Annotated in this window: 13 protein-coding genes; 8 read left to right on the top strand and 5 right to left on the bottom strand. The window is 73.5% G+C overall.

From position 1 onward, the window contains the following. Positions 1 to 78: 78 nt before the first annotated feature. Positions 79 to 900, top strand: coding sequence for a chaplin (locus tag IE251_RS41915; protein WP_189754994.1), 822 nt, complete (start codon positions 79 to 81; stop codon positions 898 to 900). 112 nt (positions 901 to 1,012) lie between these two features. Here the strand turns inward: IE251_RS41915 and IE251_RS23605 are convergent, their stop codons facing one another. Beyond that, a complete protein-coding gene (locus IE251_RS23605; protein ID WP_043407302.1) occupies positions 1,013 to 1,201 on the bottom strand; it encodes a DUF5703 family protein in 189 nt (62 codons plus the stop codon). Between the two features lie 47 nt (positions 1,202 to 1,248). Between IE251_RS23605 and IE251_RS23600 the strand changes: the two genes are divergently transcribed. Continuing rightward, positions 1,249 to 1,944, top strand: coding sequence for a hypothetical protein (locus tag IE251_RS23600; RefSeq protein WP_189754993.1), 696 nt, complete (start codon positions 1,249 to 1,251; stop codon positions 1,942 to 1,944). A gap of 90 nt (positions 1,945 to 2,034) precedes the next feature. Here IE251_RS23600 and IE251_RS23595 read toward each other — a convergent pair whose 3' ends face one another. Both IE251_RS23595 and IE251_RS23590 read right to left on the bottom strand, forming a co-directional pair. Beyond that, the gene (locus IE251_RS23595; protein ID WP_189754992.1) at positions 2,035 to 4,425 is read right to left on the bottom strand and encodes a helix-hairpin-helix domain-containing protein; all 2,391 of its coding nucleotides are present in this window, start codon (positions 4,423 to 4,425) and stop codon (positions 2,035 to 2,037) included. After that, positions 4,422 to 5,405, bottom strand: a complete 984-nt coding sequence (locus IE251_RS23590) for an aldo/keto reductase (protein WP_189754991.1) — start codon at positions 5,403 to 5,405, stop codon at positions 4,422 to 4,424. The genes IE251_RS23595 and IE251_RS23590 overlap by 4 nt, the downstream gene beginning before the upstream one ends. Before the next feature lie 198 nt (positions 5,406 to 5,603). Between IE251_RS23590 and IE251_RS23585 the strand changes: the two genes are divergently transcribed. Then, a complete protein-coding gene (locus IE251_RS23585) occupies positions 5,604 to 6,659 on the top strand; it encodes an LLM class F420-dependent oxidoreductase (RefSeq protein WP_189754990.1) in 1,056 nt (351 codons plus the stop codon). A gap of 302 nt (positions 6,660 to 6,961) precedes the next feature. Continuing rightward, positions 6,962 to 7,750, top strand: a complete 789-nt coding sequence (locus IE251_RS23580) for a ferritin-like domain-containing protein (protein WP_189754989.1) — start codon at positions 6,962 to 6,964, stop codon at positions 7,748 to 7,750. 64 nt (positions 7,751 to 7,814) lie between these two features. Here IE251_RS23580 and corA read toward each other — a convergent pair whose 3' ends face one another. Beyond that, positions 7,815 to 8,810 carry a magnesium/cobalt transporter CorA gene (corA, locus tag IE251_RS23575; RefSeq protein WP_189754988.1) on the bottom strand — a complete coding sequence of 332 codons (996 nt, stop codon included), beginning with the start codon at positions 8,808 to 8,810 and terminating at the stop codon, positions 7,815 to 7,817. Positions 8,811 to 8,871: 61 nt separating this feature from the next. On the opposite strand from corA, the gene IE251_RS23570 reads away from it, so the two are divergent. The 4 genes from IE251_RS23570 (at position 8,872) to mshC (ending at position 12,445) form a co-directional block, all read left to right on the top strand. After that, positions 8,872 to 9,558, top strand: coding sequence for a histidine phosphatase family protein (locus IE251_RS23570; protein WP_189754987.1), 687 nt, complete (start codon positions 8,872 to 8,874; stop codon positions 9,556 to 9,558). Positions 9,559 to 9,655: 97 nt separating this feature from the next. Then, positions 9,656 to 10,246 carry a DUF3090 domain-containing protein gene (locus IE251_RS23565; RefSeq protein WP_189754986.1) on the top strand — a complete coding sequence of 197 codons (591 nt, stop codon included), beginning with the start codon at positions 9,656 to 9,658 and terminating at the stop codon, positions 10,244 to 10,246. Continuing rightward, positions 10,210 to 11,034 carry an SCO1664 family protein gene (locus tag IE251_RS23560; protein WP_189754985.1) on the top strand — a complete coding sequence of 275 codons (825 nt, stop codon included), beginning with the start codon at positions 10,210 to 10,212 and terminating at the stop codon, positions 11,032 to 11,034. The genes IE251_RS23565 and IE251_RS23560 overlap by 37 nt, the downstream gene beginning before the upstream one ends. Before the next feature lie 181 nt (positions 11,035 to 11,215). Continuing rightward, positions 11,216 to 12,445: a cysteine--1-D-myo-inosityl 2-amino-2-deoxy-alpha-D-glucopyranoside ligase gene (mshC, locus tag IE251_RS23555; RefSeq protein ID WP_189754984.1), complete on the top strand. Its 1,230-nt coding sequence runs from the start codon at positions 11,216 to 11,218 to the stop codon at positions 12,443 to 12,445. A gap of 161 nt (positions 12,446 to 12,606) precedes the next feature. Here mshC and IE251_RS23550 read toward each other — a convergent pair whose 3' ends face one another. Then, the gene (locus IE251_RS23550; RefSeq protein WP_189754983.1) at positions 12,607 to 13,527 is read right to left on the bottom strand and encodes a PAC2 family protein; all 921 of its coding nucleotides are present in this window, start codon (positions 13,525 to 13,527) and stop codon (positions 12,607 to 12,609) included. Positions 13,528 to 13,557: the final 30 nt, after the last annotated feature.

The raw sequence follows: 13,557 nt of genomic DNA, 5'->3' as shown, positions 1-13,557 counted from the left end.
CCGGAGCGCGCGCCACGCGCTCCGGGGCCGACCGGCTTTTCGCAGAACGAAAGCACGGAAGGCAGGGGGGAATCCAGCATGCGTGAGGGCACGCGCAAGGGCCTGATGACCATGGCCGCCGCGACCGGCGTGATCGCCGCCGCGAGCGGCTACGCACACGCCGACTCGGGCGCCAGGGGCGCCGCCGGGGGCTCACCCGGCGTACTGTCCGGCAACACGGTGCAGGCGCCGGTGCACGCTCCGGTGAACATCTGCGGCAACACCGTGAACGTCGTCGGGCTGCTCAACCCGTCGGTGGGGAACAAGTGCGCCCACCAGGGCGGCACTTCGGGGAGCCGGCCGGGCGGTTCCGCGGGCAGCGGCTCCGGCGGCTCGCGCGCGGACGGCCGCACCGGCGGCTCGCCGGGCGTCGGATCCGGCAACACGGTGCAGGTGCCGGTCGACGTCCCGGTGAACGTGTGCGGCAACAGCGTCGACGTCATCGGTGTGGGCAACGCCACGACGGGCAACGGCTGCGCCGACGACGGGGGGTACGGCAACCCGCCCGGGAAGCCGGGAGGGCCGGGAGAGCCGGGAGGTCCGGGTCGCCCAGGGGAACCGGGGCATCCGGCGGAGCCCGGGAACCCGGGTCACCCGGGTCACCCTGGGCATCCGGGCAATCCCGGCCACCCCGGTAAGCCCGGCCACCCCGGGCCCGGCACCCCGCCGGCCGAACACGGCCCCGGTCCCCGCGGCGGGTCCCAGGCCACGGCGGAGGCGGACCGCCCCCTCCAGCCGCAGACCGTCGGTCAACTCGCGCACACCGGCGGTGACGTGCCGCTCGGCATCGCGCTGCCGGCCGGCGCCGGCGCGCTGCTCGCCGGTACGGTCCTCTACCGCAGGGCCCGGGCCGCACGGTGATCGCACCGCGGTGACCACGACAGGGTGACCGCACGGCGGTGAGCGGAAAACGGAGCGGGCCCTGCCATGCCGGCGGGGCCCGCTCCGTACGTGCCCGGCACCGGAGCCGGGCTCACCATGTGGCTCGCACCTGGCGGATGATCCGCCGGCGCAGCCGCACCTTGCGACTGCCGTCGCGCAACAGACTCAGTCGGTCCAACTCCCAGTGTCCGTACTCGGCATGATCCGTCAGCAGACGCGTCGCCTCCTTGCGGGAGACCCCGCGAGGCACGTACACGTCGACAAATTCGTATTCCGGCATCGCATCTATTGTGCGGGCTGGTGCCCGGTACGGATAGCGTCTGCACTATGTCTGATGCTGCGCAGCCCACCGCTGCCGAGGTACGCGCCGCCGCCGAGGCGGTCAAGACCGCGCTCGACCGTCATCTGGCTGCGATCGAACGCAGGTCGGGAGAGGACGACCCGGCCGTCTCCGAGGCGTTCAACCAGCTGGCCGCAGCCGCCGAGGTGTACGACGAGCTGCTCTACGACCGCTACGACGAGGTCACGCCCTTCGAGATCCCCGGCGCCGAGGACGCGCTGCCGCCGTACGCCGGGCCCGGGGAGCCCCATGCGATCAGTGTGCTGATCCGCCGCGACTACACCGTGGCGGAACCCCAGCGGCTGCTGGCCCAGGCCCAGCGGGTCGAGGCGGCGGAGTACGACGACGGCGGGGACGAGGACGAGGCCGCCGGGAGCGTCCCCGGCGCGCTGGGGATCCTGTTCGGCGAGTTCGAACCGGACGAGATCGCCTCCCGGCACAAGGAGTTCGGCCTGGAGGAGGGCGACTCCACGCTCTGGGTCACGGCGGCGGAGGAACCACCCGAGGCCGGGGAGTGGCTGGCCGCGCCGTTCGAGCACATCGATCCGCAGGCGGTGGTGTGCCGCTTCGACGTGAGCGCCGTCTTCGACGACGACGCCTCCGACGACGACGAGGACGAGGACGAGCTGGACTTCGTCGGGGACGACGACGAGGAGCTGGAGCCGCTCGACGCCGACAAGTGAGACGGGCCCGGAGGTGCCGTACCGGGACCGGCCCGTACGGCACCGCCGGATTCCCGCCCTCCCGTCGCCGAGGCGTCCGGGAGGGCGGGGTCAGCTCGCCGGCACCTGCGTGCGCAGCAGGGTCCCCAGGCGGGTGGTGCGGGGCTTGGCCGGGACCTCCGCGACCGCCCTCGGCAGGGCCTGCTCCACGCCGTGCACCACGGACAGGTGCCGTTCCGCCCGGCCGAACGCCGTGTACACCCACGGACGGCTGAGCGCCTGCGCCGCGTCGCCAGGCAGCACCACGACCGCCGCCGGCCAGCGGGCGCCCACCGCCTGGTGCGCCGTGAGTGCCCAGCCGTGCCGGACGCTGCCCTCCACCCGCTCGCGCGGTACGACCACGGGGGCGCCGGCACACGACAGGTGCAGCCCGTCGGCGTCGGCGTTCACCACCACGCCCGGCACCGTACGCCCCGGCGCGGGGGAGTGGACGATCCGGTCACCGGGATCGAAGCCGCCGAACCGGCCGGGACCGGGGTTGAGGCGCTGCTTCAGCGCGGAGTTGAGGGCGCGGGTGCCCGCGGCTCCACCGTGACCCGGGGTGATCACCACGGTCTGGTCGGCCGGGACGCCGATCGCCCGAGGCACCGAGTCCGCCACCAGCTGCACCGTCCGGTGCACCGCTTCCCCCGCGTCCCGCACCGGCACGATGACGATCTCCTTGCCGGGGGCGGCGACCTGGTTCAGCTCGCCGACGCCGATGCCGGAGACCAGCTCGCCCAGCGGACCGGGGTCCGGGACACGGGAGACGGTCTGCGGGCAGACCCGGGCCGCGAGCAGATCGGCGAAGACCCGGCCCGGCCCGGCCGACCACAGCACCCCGGGGTCACCGCTGAGCACCAGTCGCGTCCCGTCGGGCAACGACTCCACCAGCATCGCGGCGCTCTCCACATCGAGCTGCGGCGCGTCCAGCACGATCAGCAGATCGACCTCCAGAGCCCCGTCGGCGTCCCGCCCGGGCCCTTCGACCCCGGCCAGCAGCCCGGAAACGGTGACGACCCCATGAGCACCGGGCTCCACACCCGGCCGTTCCGTGGCTTGTCCCGCCCGCCCGGAGGGCCCTGCCAGGTATGCCGTCAGGTGGCCGCGGCCGTTGGGGGTGTGGCAGGCGGCGTAGGCCCGCAGGCCCGCCGCGCGGGCGGCGCTGAGCAGCGCGGCCGGTTCCGCGCGGGCAGCCTCGCCGCCGGTGTGCAGCACCAGGCCGTGCCCCGCCACCGCGCGGGCCAGCTCGGCCGCGCCACCGGACAGCCCGGCCGTGACCGCCTCCCACGTCTGCCCGGCGTCCTCGGGCACGGAGTTGGCCAGCCGGGCCAGGCCGTCGGCGAGGCTCTCCTCGGCCAAGGCGTACCGCTCCAGCCCGACCAGGATCCGGACCGGCCGCTCCTGCTCCTCGTCGGTGTCCTGGGGCGCGGGCGTGCCGGGCTCCTCCAGGGCGTCCTGGAACACCAGGGCCTCACCCTCGGCGAGCGCGTCCTGCACCGCCGCGTCCGGGTCCGGCACGCCCTGCCGGCCGAGCGCCGCGGTGAGCGTGGGCAGCTCCAGGGCGGTGTGCCCGGCCACGGCCGCCTGCTCCAGCAGCCAGACCGTCACCGCCCGGCCGCGCCGCGCGTCGTCCGGGCCGCAGTCCGGGCCGAGCAGCGCCCGCGCGAAGCCGTCGGCCTGCTCCGGCCGTACCCCGCCGACCCGGAGCAGCTGCCAGGGGTCCTCCCGGAGCGTGGTGCCGGCGCCCTCGCCGAGCACCGCGGCCACCTGGGGGGCCAGGGTTTCCGGCGCACCGCCCTCGGCCAGTACCCGGCGCACGGCGTCGACGGCCTCCGGCGCGGGGGCGGCGGGCGTGACGGGCGCGGGGGCGGGCTGGGGCCGGCGCTCCGGTTCCGGGGCCGGGCGGCGCGGCGCCGGGGCCGGCTCGGTGAACACCGTGGCCGTCGGCTTCTCGCCGCTCTCCACCGCCCGGACCGCCGCGAGCAGGTCGGCCGCCTTGCCGCTGAGCTTGGCTCCGGCGGCGATGGGGCCCCTCTTCTCGGCCTTGCGCCGCTCGATCCGCTCCCGCTCGATCCGCTGCGCGGCCAGCTCGGCCTCCGCCTCGGACAACTCACCCGCGCCGCCCGCGTCCTCCCCGGCGACACCCTCGGCACCTTCCGAGGAACCGTCGCCCTCAGCGGCACCGGCGTCCCCAGCAGCACCGGCGTCCTCGTCGGCACCGGCTTCCTCAGCGGCACCGGTCTCCCCGTCAGCACCGGCGCCCTCAGCGGCACCGGCGTCCTCCGATGCACCGACGCCGACGCCTTCCGCCCCCTCGGCCGCGACACCTCCCTCGGTACGCCCCTCCGTACCCGCGTCGGTGCCGCCGTCGGCGCTCCCCTCGGCGCCCCCCTCCCGTACCTCACGGGTGTCCGGCGTCCCCGGCCCGGCTTCCTCCGTGGTCTCCGGCTCCGTGCTCACAGCGTGCTCCAGTCGTGATCGGGATAGCGGTGCACGGGCGCCGACACATCGTCCAGCGCCCGGCAGATCTCGTCAGGAAGACTAAGGGCCTCCACTGACAACGCCGCCGTGAGCTGTTGCGCGGTGCGTGCGCCGACGATCGGCGCGGCCACCCCGGGCCGGTCCCGCACCCACGCCAGCGCCACCTGGAGCGGGGTGACCGCGAGCCCGTCGGCCGCCGTCGTCACCGCGTCCACGATGCGGGTCGCGGTGTCGTCCAGGTACGGCTCGACGAACGGCGCGAGGTCCTCGGAGGCCCCGCGCGAATCCGGTGGAGTGGCGTGCCGGTACTTTCCGGTCAGCACGCCCCGGCCGAGCGGCGAGGACGGCAGCAGGCCCACGCCGAGGTCCAGCGCGGCCGGCAGCACCTCCCGCTCCACACCGCGCTGGAGCAGCGAGTACTCCATCTGGGTACTGGCCAGCCGGGTGCGGGTGCCCGGCGCCGCGAGCTGCCAGGTGGCCGCCTTGGCCAGCTGCCAGCCGCAGAAGTTCGAGACACCGGCGTACCGGGCCCGGCCGCTGCTCACCGCCAGGTCGAGGGCCTGGAGCGTCTCCTCCAGCGGGGTCCCGGGGTCGTAGGCGTGGATGTGCCACAGGTCGACGTACTCCGTGCCGAGGCGGGCCAGGGAGGCGTCGAGCGCGGCGAGCAGATGGCCCCGGGAACCGTCGAAGCGGCGCTCGGGGTCGGGCACGCTGCCGGCCTTGGTGGAGATGACCAGATCCCGGCGCGGCACCAGCCCCTCCATGAGCCGCCCGAGCAGATACTCCGCCTCCCCGTCGCCGTACACGTCGGCGGTGTCGACGAGGGTGCCGCCGGCCTCCCAGAACGTCTTCAGCATGTCAGCGGCGTCGTGCTCGTCGGTGTCCCGCCCCCAGGTGAGGGTGCCGAGTCCGATCCGGGACACGCGCAGGCCGGTACGGCCGAGATGCCTCTGCTCCATGCGGGCGAGATTACTGGCCAGAACCGGTGCGATGGGTTGCCTGTGGATAACCACCCCCGAAGGGGACGACTCCCGCGTTCCGTCTCCCGCGGCGCACGCGCGCCCTCCACCGGTCCGCCGCCGCCCTGCCGCCCCACCCCGCCCCCGCGCTAAGGTCTGCCCCACAAGCACGTTACTCACGGGTAAGGGGAATCGCGCATGCAGCTCGGGATCAACCTCGGTTACTGGGGTGCCGGAATGGACGGCGACAACCTGGCCGTGGCACAGGAGGCCGACCGGCTGGGCTACGCGGTGTGCTGGGCCGCCGAGGCCTACGGCTCCGACGCGGCCACCGTGCTCAGCTGGGTCGCCGCGCAGACCGAGCGCATCGACGTCGGCTCGGCCATCTTCCAGATCCCGGCCCGCCAGCCCGCGATGACGGCGATGACCGCGGCCACGCTCGACTCGCTCTCCGGTGGCCGGTTCCGGCTCGGCCTCGGCGTCTCCGGCCCGCAGGTCTCCGAGGGCTGGTACGGGGTGAAGTTCGACAAGCCGCTGGCCCGCACCCGCGAGTACGTGGAGATCGTGCGCAAGGCGATGACCCGGGAGCGGCTGACGTTCGAGGGCGAGCACTGGACGCTGCCGCTGCCCGGCGGCCCCGGCAAGCCCATCAAGCTGACCGTGCACCCGCAGCGCGAGCACATCCCGCTCTACATCGCCGCCATCGGCCCGAAGAACCTGGAGCAGACCGGCGAGATCGCCGACGGCGCGCTGCTGATCTTCCCCTCGGCCGAGCACCTGGAGGAGACCACGGTCAAGTACCTGCGCGCCGGGCGGGAGAAGGCGGGGCTGACGCTCGACGGGTTCGACGTGTGCCCGACCCTGCCGATCGCCCTCGGCGACGACAAGGACGTGGCCCGGCTCGCCGACACCTTCCGCCCGTACACCGCGCTGTACGTCGGCGGCATGGGCAGCGCGAAGCAGAACTTCTACAACCAGCTGGCCCAGCGCATGGGCTACGAGAAGGAGGCCGCCGAGATCCAGCGGAAGTATCTGTCCGGGGACAAGCAGGGCGCCGCCGCCGCGATCCCCCAGGAACTCATCGACCGGACCACTCTGCTGGGCTCCGTCGACCGGATCGCCGACCGGATGAAGGCCTACGCCGCCGCCGGGGTCACCACCCTCAGCCTGGCCCCGGCCGGCTTCACGCTCGAGGAGCGGCTCGCCTCCCTGCGGGCCGGCAGCGAGGCCCTGGAGCGCGCCGGGCTGGCGTGAGCGAAGCCCCGGCGGGGGATTTCCACGGCCGTGGTGGGGGCTCGGGGGTCTTCCCCGCCACGGCCGTCACGGGGAACAACGCCCCCGGCGCCGCACGGTTACGACCCTCGGCGCCCTTCTTTCCCGTCTCCTTCCCGCCTTTCACGCTCCTTCGTTCGGCCGATTCGGCCGACGGCCCTGTTGCGCCCCCCTTCTGCCCGCATTTGACTCGTTTCGCGAGCCCTCGAAAGCCACCAGCGCCCCGAAAGCCACGGAAGCCCCCGAGAGGCCCGCGGACCCCTGTGGAGCGGAGAGGTGCTGCGATGCTGTCGGCCAGGAGGCTGTTCCAGGAGATCCTCGACCACGACGAGTCCTTCCGGCTCTTCTGCTCCATCGCCGCCGGCGGGGAGTCCCAGGGCGGCTGGGAGAACGGCCGGATCGCCGCGCTGGTCCCGGACGGGGAACGCGCGCTCGCCCCGAAGATCGCCCGGCACGGCGCCGACGAGGACAAGCACGGCCGCATCTTCCTGGCCCTGCTGAGGAAGCGCGGGCTCGACCCCGTACCGGTTCCGCCGGAGACCGACTACACCATGCTCCTGGAACGGCGCGGCATCGGCCTCGCCCACGACCGGCTCCGCCGGGACGAGCCGCTCACCGTGCGGGACATCGTCGTCTACCTCGCGCACAGCCGGGTCACCGAGCAGCGCGCCGCCGAGCAGATGGCACTGCTGAGCCGGCACTTCGGCGACCACCCGGAGATCGGCAAGGCCGTCCGCGTGATCGCGGGCGACGAGGACAACCACCTCGCCTACGCCCACGAGGAACTGCTGCGCCTGGCCGCCGCCGGGCACGGCCGGCTGATCCTGCATACCCTGCGCGCCTGCGCGCTCGCCGAGATCCGCGTCCACCGGGACGTCAGCCTCGCCGTCATGGCCCACATGGGCCGCATCCTGGGCTGGCCGAGGGCGAAGCGGGCGGTGCTCGCGGCCGGCATCCACGCCGCGTACGCCTGGGAACGCCTCGTCGGCCGGCACCGCATGGCCGCCCTCCGCATGCCCGAGCGCCGCGGCGCCCTCGGCGGCCGCCCGGCCCCCGCAACGGAAGCCGCGTGAACCGCGCTCACAGCAGCTCGCAATGTGAACCGCGCTCACAGCCACCCGCGCCGCATGCCCCCGCTCACAACCACCCGCGCCGCTTGAACAGCCGGTACAACAGCACCTCCAGCACGGCCATCAGCACGATCACCGCCGGGTACGACCACAGCCAGTGCAGCTCGGGCATGTGGTCGAAGTTCATGCCGTAGATCCCCGCGATCATCGTGGGCACCGCCGCCATCGCCGCCCACGCGGAGATCTTCCGCATGTCGTCGTTCTGCCGGACGCTCATCTGCGCCAGATGCGCCGACAGGATGTCCGAGACCAGCCGGTCCAGGGCCTCCACGGACTCGTTCACGCGCGTGAGGTGATCGCCCACGTCCCGGAAGAAGGGCCGGGACTCCTCGTGCACGAACGGCACCGAGTTGCCCAGCGGGCCGCTGCCCGCCAGCCGGGTCAGCGGCAGCGCCAGCGGGCCGGTCGCCCGGCGGAACTCCAGGATCTGCCGCTTGAAGGTGTAGATCCGGGACGCGGTGTTGCGGGAACCGCCGGTGTCCGGCCGGAACACCTCCGCCTCCAGCTCGTCCAGGTCGTTCTGCAGCTCCGTCGCCACCTCCAGATAGTGGTCCACGGTGGCGTCGGCGATCGCGTACAGCACGGCGGTGGGGCCCTTGTCCAGCATCTCCGGCTCCCGCTCCAGCCGCTGCCGCACGGCCGCCAGCGGCGAACCCTCCCCGTGGCGCACCGTCACCACGAAACTCTCACCGACGAAGACCATCACCTCACCGGCCGAGACCGCGTCGCTCTCGGGCTCGTACACCACCGGTTTCAGCACCATGAACAGCGAGTCGTCGTACACCTCCAGCTTGGGCCGCTGATGTGCCTTCAGGGCGTCCTCCACGGCCAGCGGATGCAGCCCGAACTCCTGGCTGACCAGGTCGAACTCCCGCTCGGAGGGCTCGTACAGGCCGATCCACACGAAGCCGCCCGCGGCTCGTGCCCCGGCGAGCGCGTCGGACAGGTCCGAGGGCCCCTCGCTGCGGTGCCCGTGCCGGTAGACGGCGCAGTCGACGATCACGGAGCGCATTCTCCCTTCGCCCGGTCAACGGCGCACTTCCCGATGCGCCTACCCTTGCCGCATGCCCACGCTGATCCTCGTAAGGCACGGACGTTCCACCGCCAACACCTCCGGGCTGCTCGCCGGGTGGACGCCCGGCGTCGCCCTGGACGAGCGCGGCGCCGCGCAGGCCGCCGCGCTGCCCGGCCGGCTCGCCGGACTGCCGATCTCCGAGGTGGTCGCGAGCCCCCTGCAGCGCTGCCAGGAGACCGTGCGCCCGCTGCTGGAGGCCCGCCCCGGCCTGCGCTCCCACACCGACGAGCGGATCGGTGAGTGCCACTACGGCGACTGGTCCGGCCGCAAGCTCGCCGAGCTGAAGGACGAGCCGCTGATGGAGGTCGTACAGACCCACCCGTCCGCCGCCGCCTTCCCCGGCGGCGAGTCCATGCGGGCCATGCAGACCCGCGCCGCCGAGGCCGTACGCGAGTGGAACGCGCGCGTCGAGCGGGACCACGGCGCCGACGCCGTCTACCTGATGTGCTCCCACGGCGACATCATCAAGTCCCTCGTCGCCGACGCCCTCGGCCTGCACCTCGATCTCTTCCAGCGGATCTCCGTCGAACCCTGCTCCGTCACCGCGATCCGCTACACCCGGCTCCGGCCGTACCTCGTCCGCCTCGGCGACACCGGGGATTTCGCTTCGCTCGCCCCCCGCGAGGAACCCGGCGAGGGTGACGCACCGGTCGGAGGCGGTGCGGGCGCACCGTGATCGTCGGCCGCAGTAGGGTGAGGCGACCCATCCCGTTCGCTTTCCCGTACGGCCAACCGCCGAACCTCTCGAAACCACGACTTTATGGAGACAGGACGTGTCCCGTCAGGTGTTCCTCTACGACCAGCCGGACCGCTTCGTGGCCGGCACGGTCGGACTGCCCGGGCGCCGTACGTTCTTCCTCCAGGCCATCGCAGGCTCCCGGGTGACCAGCGTGGCCCTGGAGAAGACCCAGGTGGCCGCGCTCGCCGAGCGCATGGACGAACTGCTGGACGAGGTCGTACGGCGTAGTGGCGGCAGCGCCGCCGTCCCGGCCGTCGCCCCCACCGAGATCACCGACACCGCACCGCTCGACACTCCCATCGAGGAGGAGTTCCGCGTCGGCACCATGGCCCTGGCCTGGGACGGCGAGGACCAGCGCATGATCGTCGAGGCGCAGGCGCTGGTCGAGCTGGACGCCGACACCGAGGAAGACCTCGCCGAGGCCGAGGAGCGCCTGCTCCAGGACGAGGAGAACGGACCCCCGATGCTGCGGGTCCGGCTGACCGGCGCGCAGGCCCGGGCCTTCGCCAAGCGCGCCCTCGACGTCGTCAACGCCGGGCGGCCGCCGTGCCCGCTGTGCAGCCTCCCGCTCGACCCGGAAGGACACGTATGTCCGCGCCAGAACGGATACCGCCGCGGAGCGTGACACCCGACCCGAACCCGGCCGAGCTGCTCGCGCACGGTGAGCTGACCGTACGCGGGCGGATCCGCGAGGCGTCCAACGCGGCCCTGTTCTGCACGGTCGCCCTCGACGGCCGCCAGGCCTCCTGTGTGTACAAGCCGGTCGCCGGGGAGCGCCCCCTGTGGGACTTCCCCGACGGCACCCTGGCGGGCCGCGAGGTGGCCGCCTACGAGGTGTCCGAGGCCACCGGCTGGGGCCTGGTGCCGCCCACCGTGCTGCGCGAGGGGCCGTACGGCGAGGGCATGTGCCAGCTGTGGATCGACGTCCACCCCGAGACCGAGCTGCTCGCCCTGGTCGACGGCGAGGAACCGGAGCCGGGCTGGAAGGCGATCGGGCTCGCCGACGTCGGCGAGGACCGCACCGCGCTGCTGGTGCACGCCGACGACGCGCGGCTGCGCCGGCTCGCCGTCCTGGACGCGGTCATCAACAACGCCGACCGCAAGGGCGGCCACCTGCTGCCCACCGCCGACGGCCGGCTCTACGGCATCGACCACGGCGTCACCTTCAACGTGGACGACAAACTGCGCACCCTGCTGTGGGGCTGGGCGGGCGAACCCCTGCCGGAGGAGGCCGTCGGCGTCCTCAAGGGACTGCGGGACGCCCTGGACGGCCCGCTGGGCACAAGGCTGGCCACCCTGATCACGACGGCCGAGGTCGACGCCACGCGCGCGCGGGTCGACGCCCTGCTCACCAGCGGCCGGCACCCGGAGCCCAGCGGCGACTGGCCCGCCATTCCCTGGCCCCCGGTCTGAGCACCCGCGGGCCGGCTCCCGTACGCGTGTGCGGGCCACCCCGCTGAGCACCTGACCGGCCACGCGCGGTGAGCGGATCCGGACCCCAGCACACCCGGCGCCGATGTTCAAGAACGCCGAACCGGTCATCCGGCCCGATCCCGTTCGTACAGGCGGGTCGGGGCCGGTTAGGCTCATGTACATGCATGCCTGGCCCGCTTCCGAGGTCCCCGCCCTGCCTGGTCAGGGCCGCGACCTGAGGATCCACGACACCGCGACCGGCGGCCTGGTCACCCTCGACCCCGGTCCCGTCGCCCGCATCTACGTCTGCGGCATCACGCCGTACGACGCGACCCACATGGGTCACGCGGCGACCTACAACGCGTTCGACCTGGTTCAGCGCGTGTGGCTCGACACCAAGCGGCAGGTCCACTACGTCCAGAACGTCACCGACGTCGACGATCCGCTGCTGGAGCGGGCCGAGCGCGACAACGTCGACTGGACCGCCCTCGCCGAGCGCGAGACGGCTCTCTTCCGCGAGGACATGACCGCCCTGCGGATGCTCCCGCCGCGGCAGTACATCGGCGCGGTCGAGGCCATACCCGGCATCGTCCCGCTCGTCGAGCGGCTGCGTGACATCGGCGCGGCCTACGAGCTGGACGGTGACATCTACTTCTCCGTCGAGTCCGACCCGCACTTCGGCAAGGTCTCGCACCTGGACGCCGCCGCCATGCGGCTGCTGTCCGCGGAACGCGGCGGCGACCCGGACCGCCCGGGCAAGAAGAACCCGCTGGACCCGATGCTGTGGATGGCGGCCCGCGAGGGCGAGCCCAGCTGGGACGGCGGCTCGCTCGGCCGGGGCCGCCCCGGCTGGCACATCGAGTGCGTGGCCATCGCGCTGGACCACCTCGGCATGGGCTTCGACGTCCAGGGCGGCGGCTCCGACCTCGCCTTCCCGCACCACGAGATGGGCGCCTCGCACGCCCAGGTGCTCACCGGCGAGTTCCCCATGGCCAGGGCCTATGTGCACGCCGGCATGGTCGCCCTGAACGGCGAGAAGATGTCCAAGTCCAAGGGCAACCTCGTCTTCGTCTCCCGGCTGCGCCGCGACGGCGTCGACCCCGCCGCCATCCGCCTCGCCCTGCTGGCCCACCACTACCGGGCCGACTGGGAGTGGACCGACCAGGTCCTCCAGGACGCCGTGGCCCGCCTCGGCCGCTGGCGCGCGGCGGTCTCCCGCCCCGACGGCCCCTCGGCCGACGCCCTGGTGGAGGAGATCCGCGAGGCCCTCTCCCACGACCTGGACGCCCCCGCCGCCCTCGCCGCGGTGGACCGCTGGGCGGCCCGGCAGGAGGAAGAGGGCGGCACGGACACGGGCGCCCCGGGCCTGGTGACCCGCGCGGTGGACGCGCTGCTGGGCGTGGCCTTGTAGAGACCCCGGGCCTGGCGCCCCGCAAGGGGCGCGGGGAACGGCGCGACAAGCCACGACGGCGCGGCAGCCGAACGACGTCCTACCGGGGCAGTCGCTCACAACGGAAGAAGAGGGGCGGTTCCCGGGAAGGAACCGCCCCTCTTCCGTACCCTCAGGCTCCCTCAGCCCTCCGGGCCGTCCTCGTCCTCCTCCTTGCCCCCGCCGCCGGAGGCGGGCGGCCTGGGCTTCCCGCCCGGAGGACCCACGTCCCGGCGCCGCAGATACCGCTCGAACTCCCGGGCGATCGCCTCACCGGACGCCTCCGGCAGCTCCGCGGTGTCCCGGGCCTCCTCCAGCGTCTGGACGTACTCGGCGACCTCGCTGTCCTCCGCCGCCAGCTGGTCCACGCCCACCTGCCAGGCCCGCGCGTCCTCGGGCAGCTCGCCCTGCGGGATCCGCAGGTCCAGCAGGTCCTCCAGCCGGTTGAGCAGCGCCAGCGTGGCCTTGGGGTTGGGCGGCTGGGAGACGTAGTGCGGTACGGCCGCCCACAGCGAGACCGCCGGGACGCCCGCGTGCGTGCACGCCTCCTGAAGGACGCCGACGATGCCCGTCGGTCCCTCGTACTTGGTCTCCTCCAGGTCCATGCGGCGGGCCAGGTCCGGGTCGGACGTGACCCCGCTGACCGGGACCGGACGCGTGTGCGGGGTGTCACCGAGCAGGGCGCCCAGGATGACCACCAGCTCCACGCCCAGCTCGTGCGCGAAGCCGAGCAGCTCGTTGCAGAACGAACGCCACCGCATGGACGGCTCGATGCCCCGGACCAGCACCAGGTCGCGCGGCTTGTCGCCGCCGACCCGGACCACCGACAACCTCGTCGTCGGCCAGGTGATCTTGCGCACACCGCCGTCCATGAACACCGTGGGACGGTTCACCTGGAAGTCGTAGTAGTCCTCGGCGTCCAGCGCCGCGAACACCTCGCCCTTCCATTCGCGTTCCAGGTGCGCGACCGCCGTGGAGGCGGCGTCGCCGGCATCGTTCCAGCCCTCGAACGCGGCCACCATGACTGGGTCGATCAGCTCGGGAACCCCCTCCAGCTCGATCACCCAGTGCCTCCTTCCGACGTGCCCTCGCTT

The organism is Streptomyces eurythermus (genome assembly GCF_014649115.1).
Lineage (GTDB): Bacteria > Actinomycetota > Actinomycetes > Streptomycetales > Streptomycetaceae > Streptomyces > Streptomyces eurythermus.
The sequence above is the reverse complement of the archived record's forward strand: the minus strand, read 5'-3'. Positions and strand labels throughout refer to the sequence as shown.

What these genes read in the sequence shown, in the direction of transcription:
- IE251_RS41915 (WP_189754994.1), top strand. Translation starts at nt 79, where the DNA reads ATGCGTGAGGGCACGCGCAAGGGCCTGATGACCATGGCCGCCGCGACC.
- IE251_RS23605 (WP_043407302.1), bottom strand. Translation starts at nt 1,201, where the DNA reads ATGCCGGAATACGAATTTGTCGACGTGTACGTGCCTCGCGGGGTCTCC.
- IE251_RS23600 (WP_189754993.1), top strand. Translation starts at nt 1,249, where the DNA reads ATGTCTGATGCTGCGCAGCCCACCGCTGCCGAGGTACGCGCCGCCGCC.
- IE251_RS23590 (WP_189754991.1), bottom strand. Translation starts at nt 5,405, where the DNA reads ATGGAGCAGAGGCATCTCGGCCGTACCGGCCTGCGCGTGTCCCGGATC.
- IE251_RS23585 (WP_189754990.1), top strand. Translation starts at nt 5,604, where the DNA reads ATGCAGCTCGGGATCAACCTCGGTTACTGGGGTGCCGGAATGGACGGC.
- IE251_RS23580 (WP_189754989.1), top strand. Translation starts at nt 6,962, where the DNA reads ATGCTGTCGGCCAGGAGGCTGTTCCAGGAGATCCTCGACCACGACGAG.
- IE251_RS23570 (WP_189754987.1), top strand. Translation starts at nt 8,872, where the DNA reads ATGCCCACGCTGATCCTCGTAAGGCACGGACGTTCCACCGCCAACACC.
- IE251_RS23560 (WP_189754985.1), top strand. Translation starts at nt 10,210, where the DNA reads ATGTCCGCGCCAGAACGGATACCGCCGCGGAGCGTGACACCCGACCCG.
- mshC (WP_189754984.1), top strand. Translation starts at nt 11,216, where the DNA reads ATGCATGCCTGGCCCGCTTCCGAGGTCCCCGCCCTGCCTGGTCAGGGC.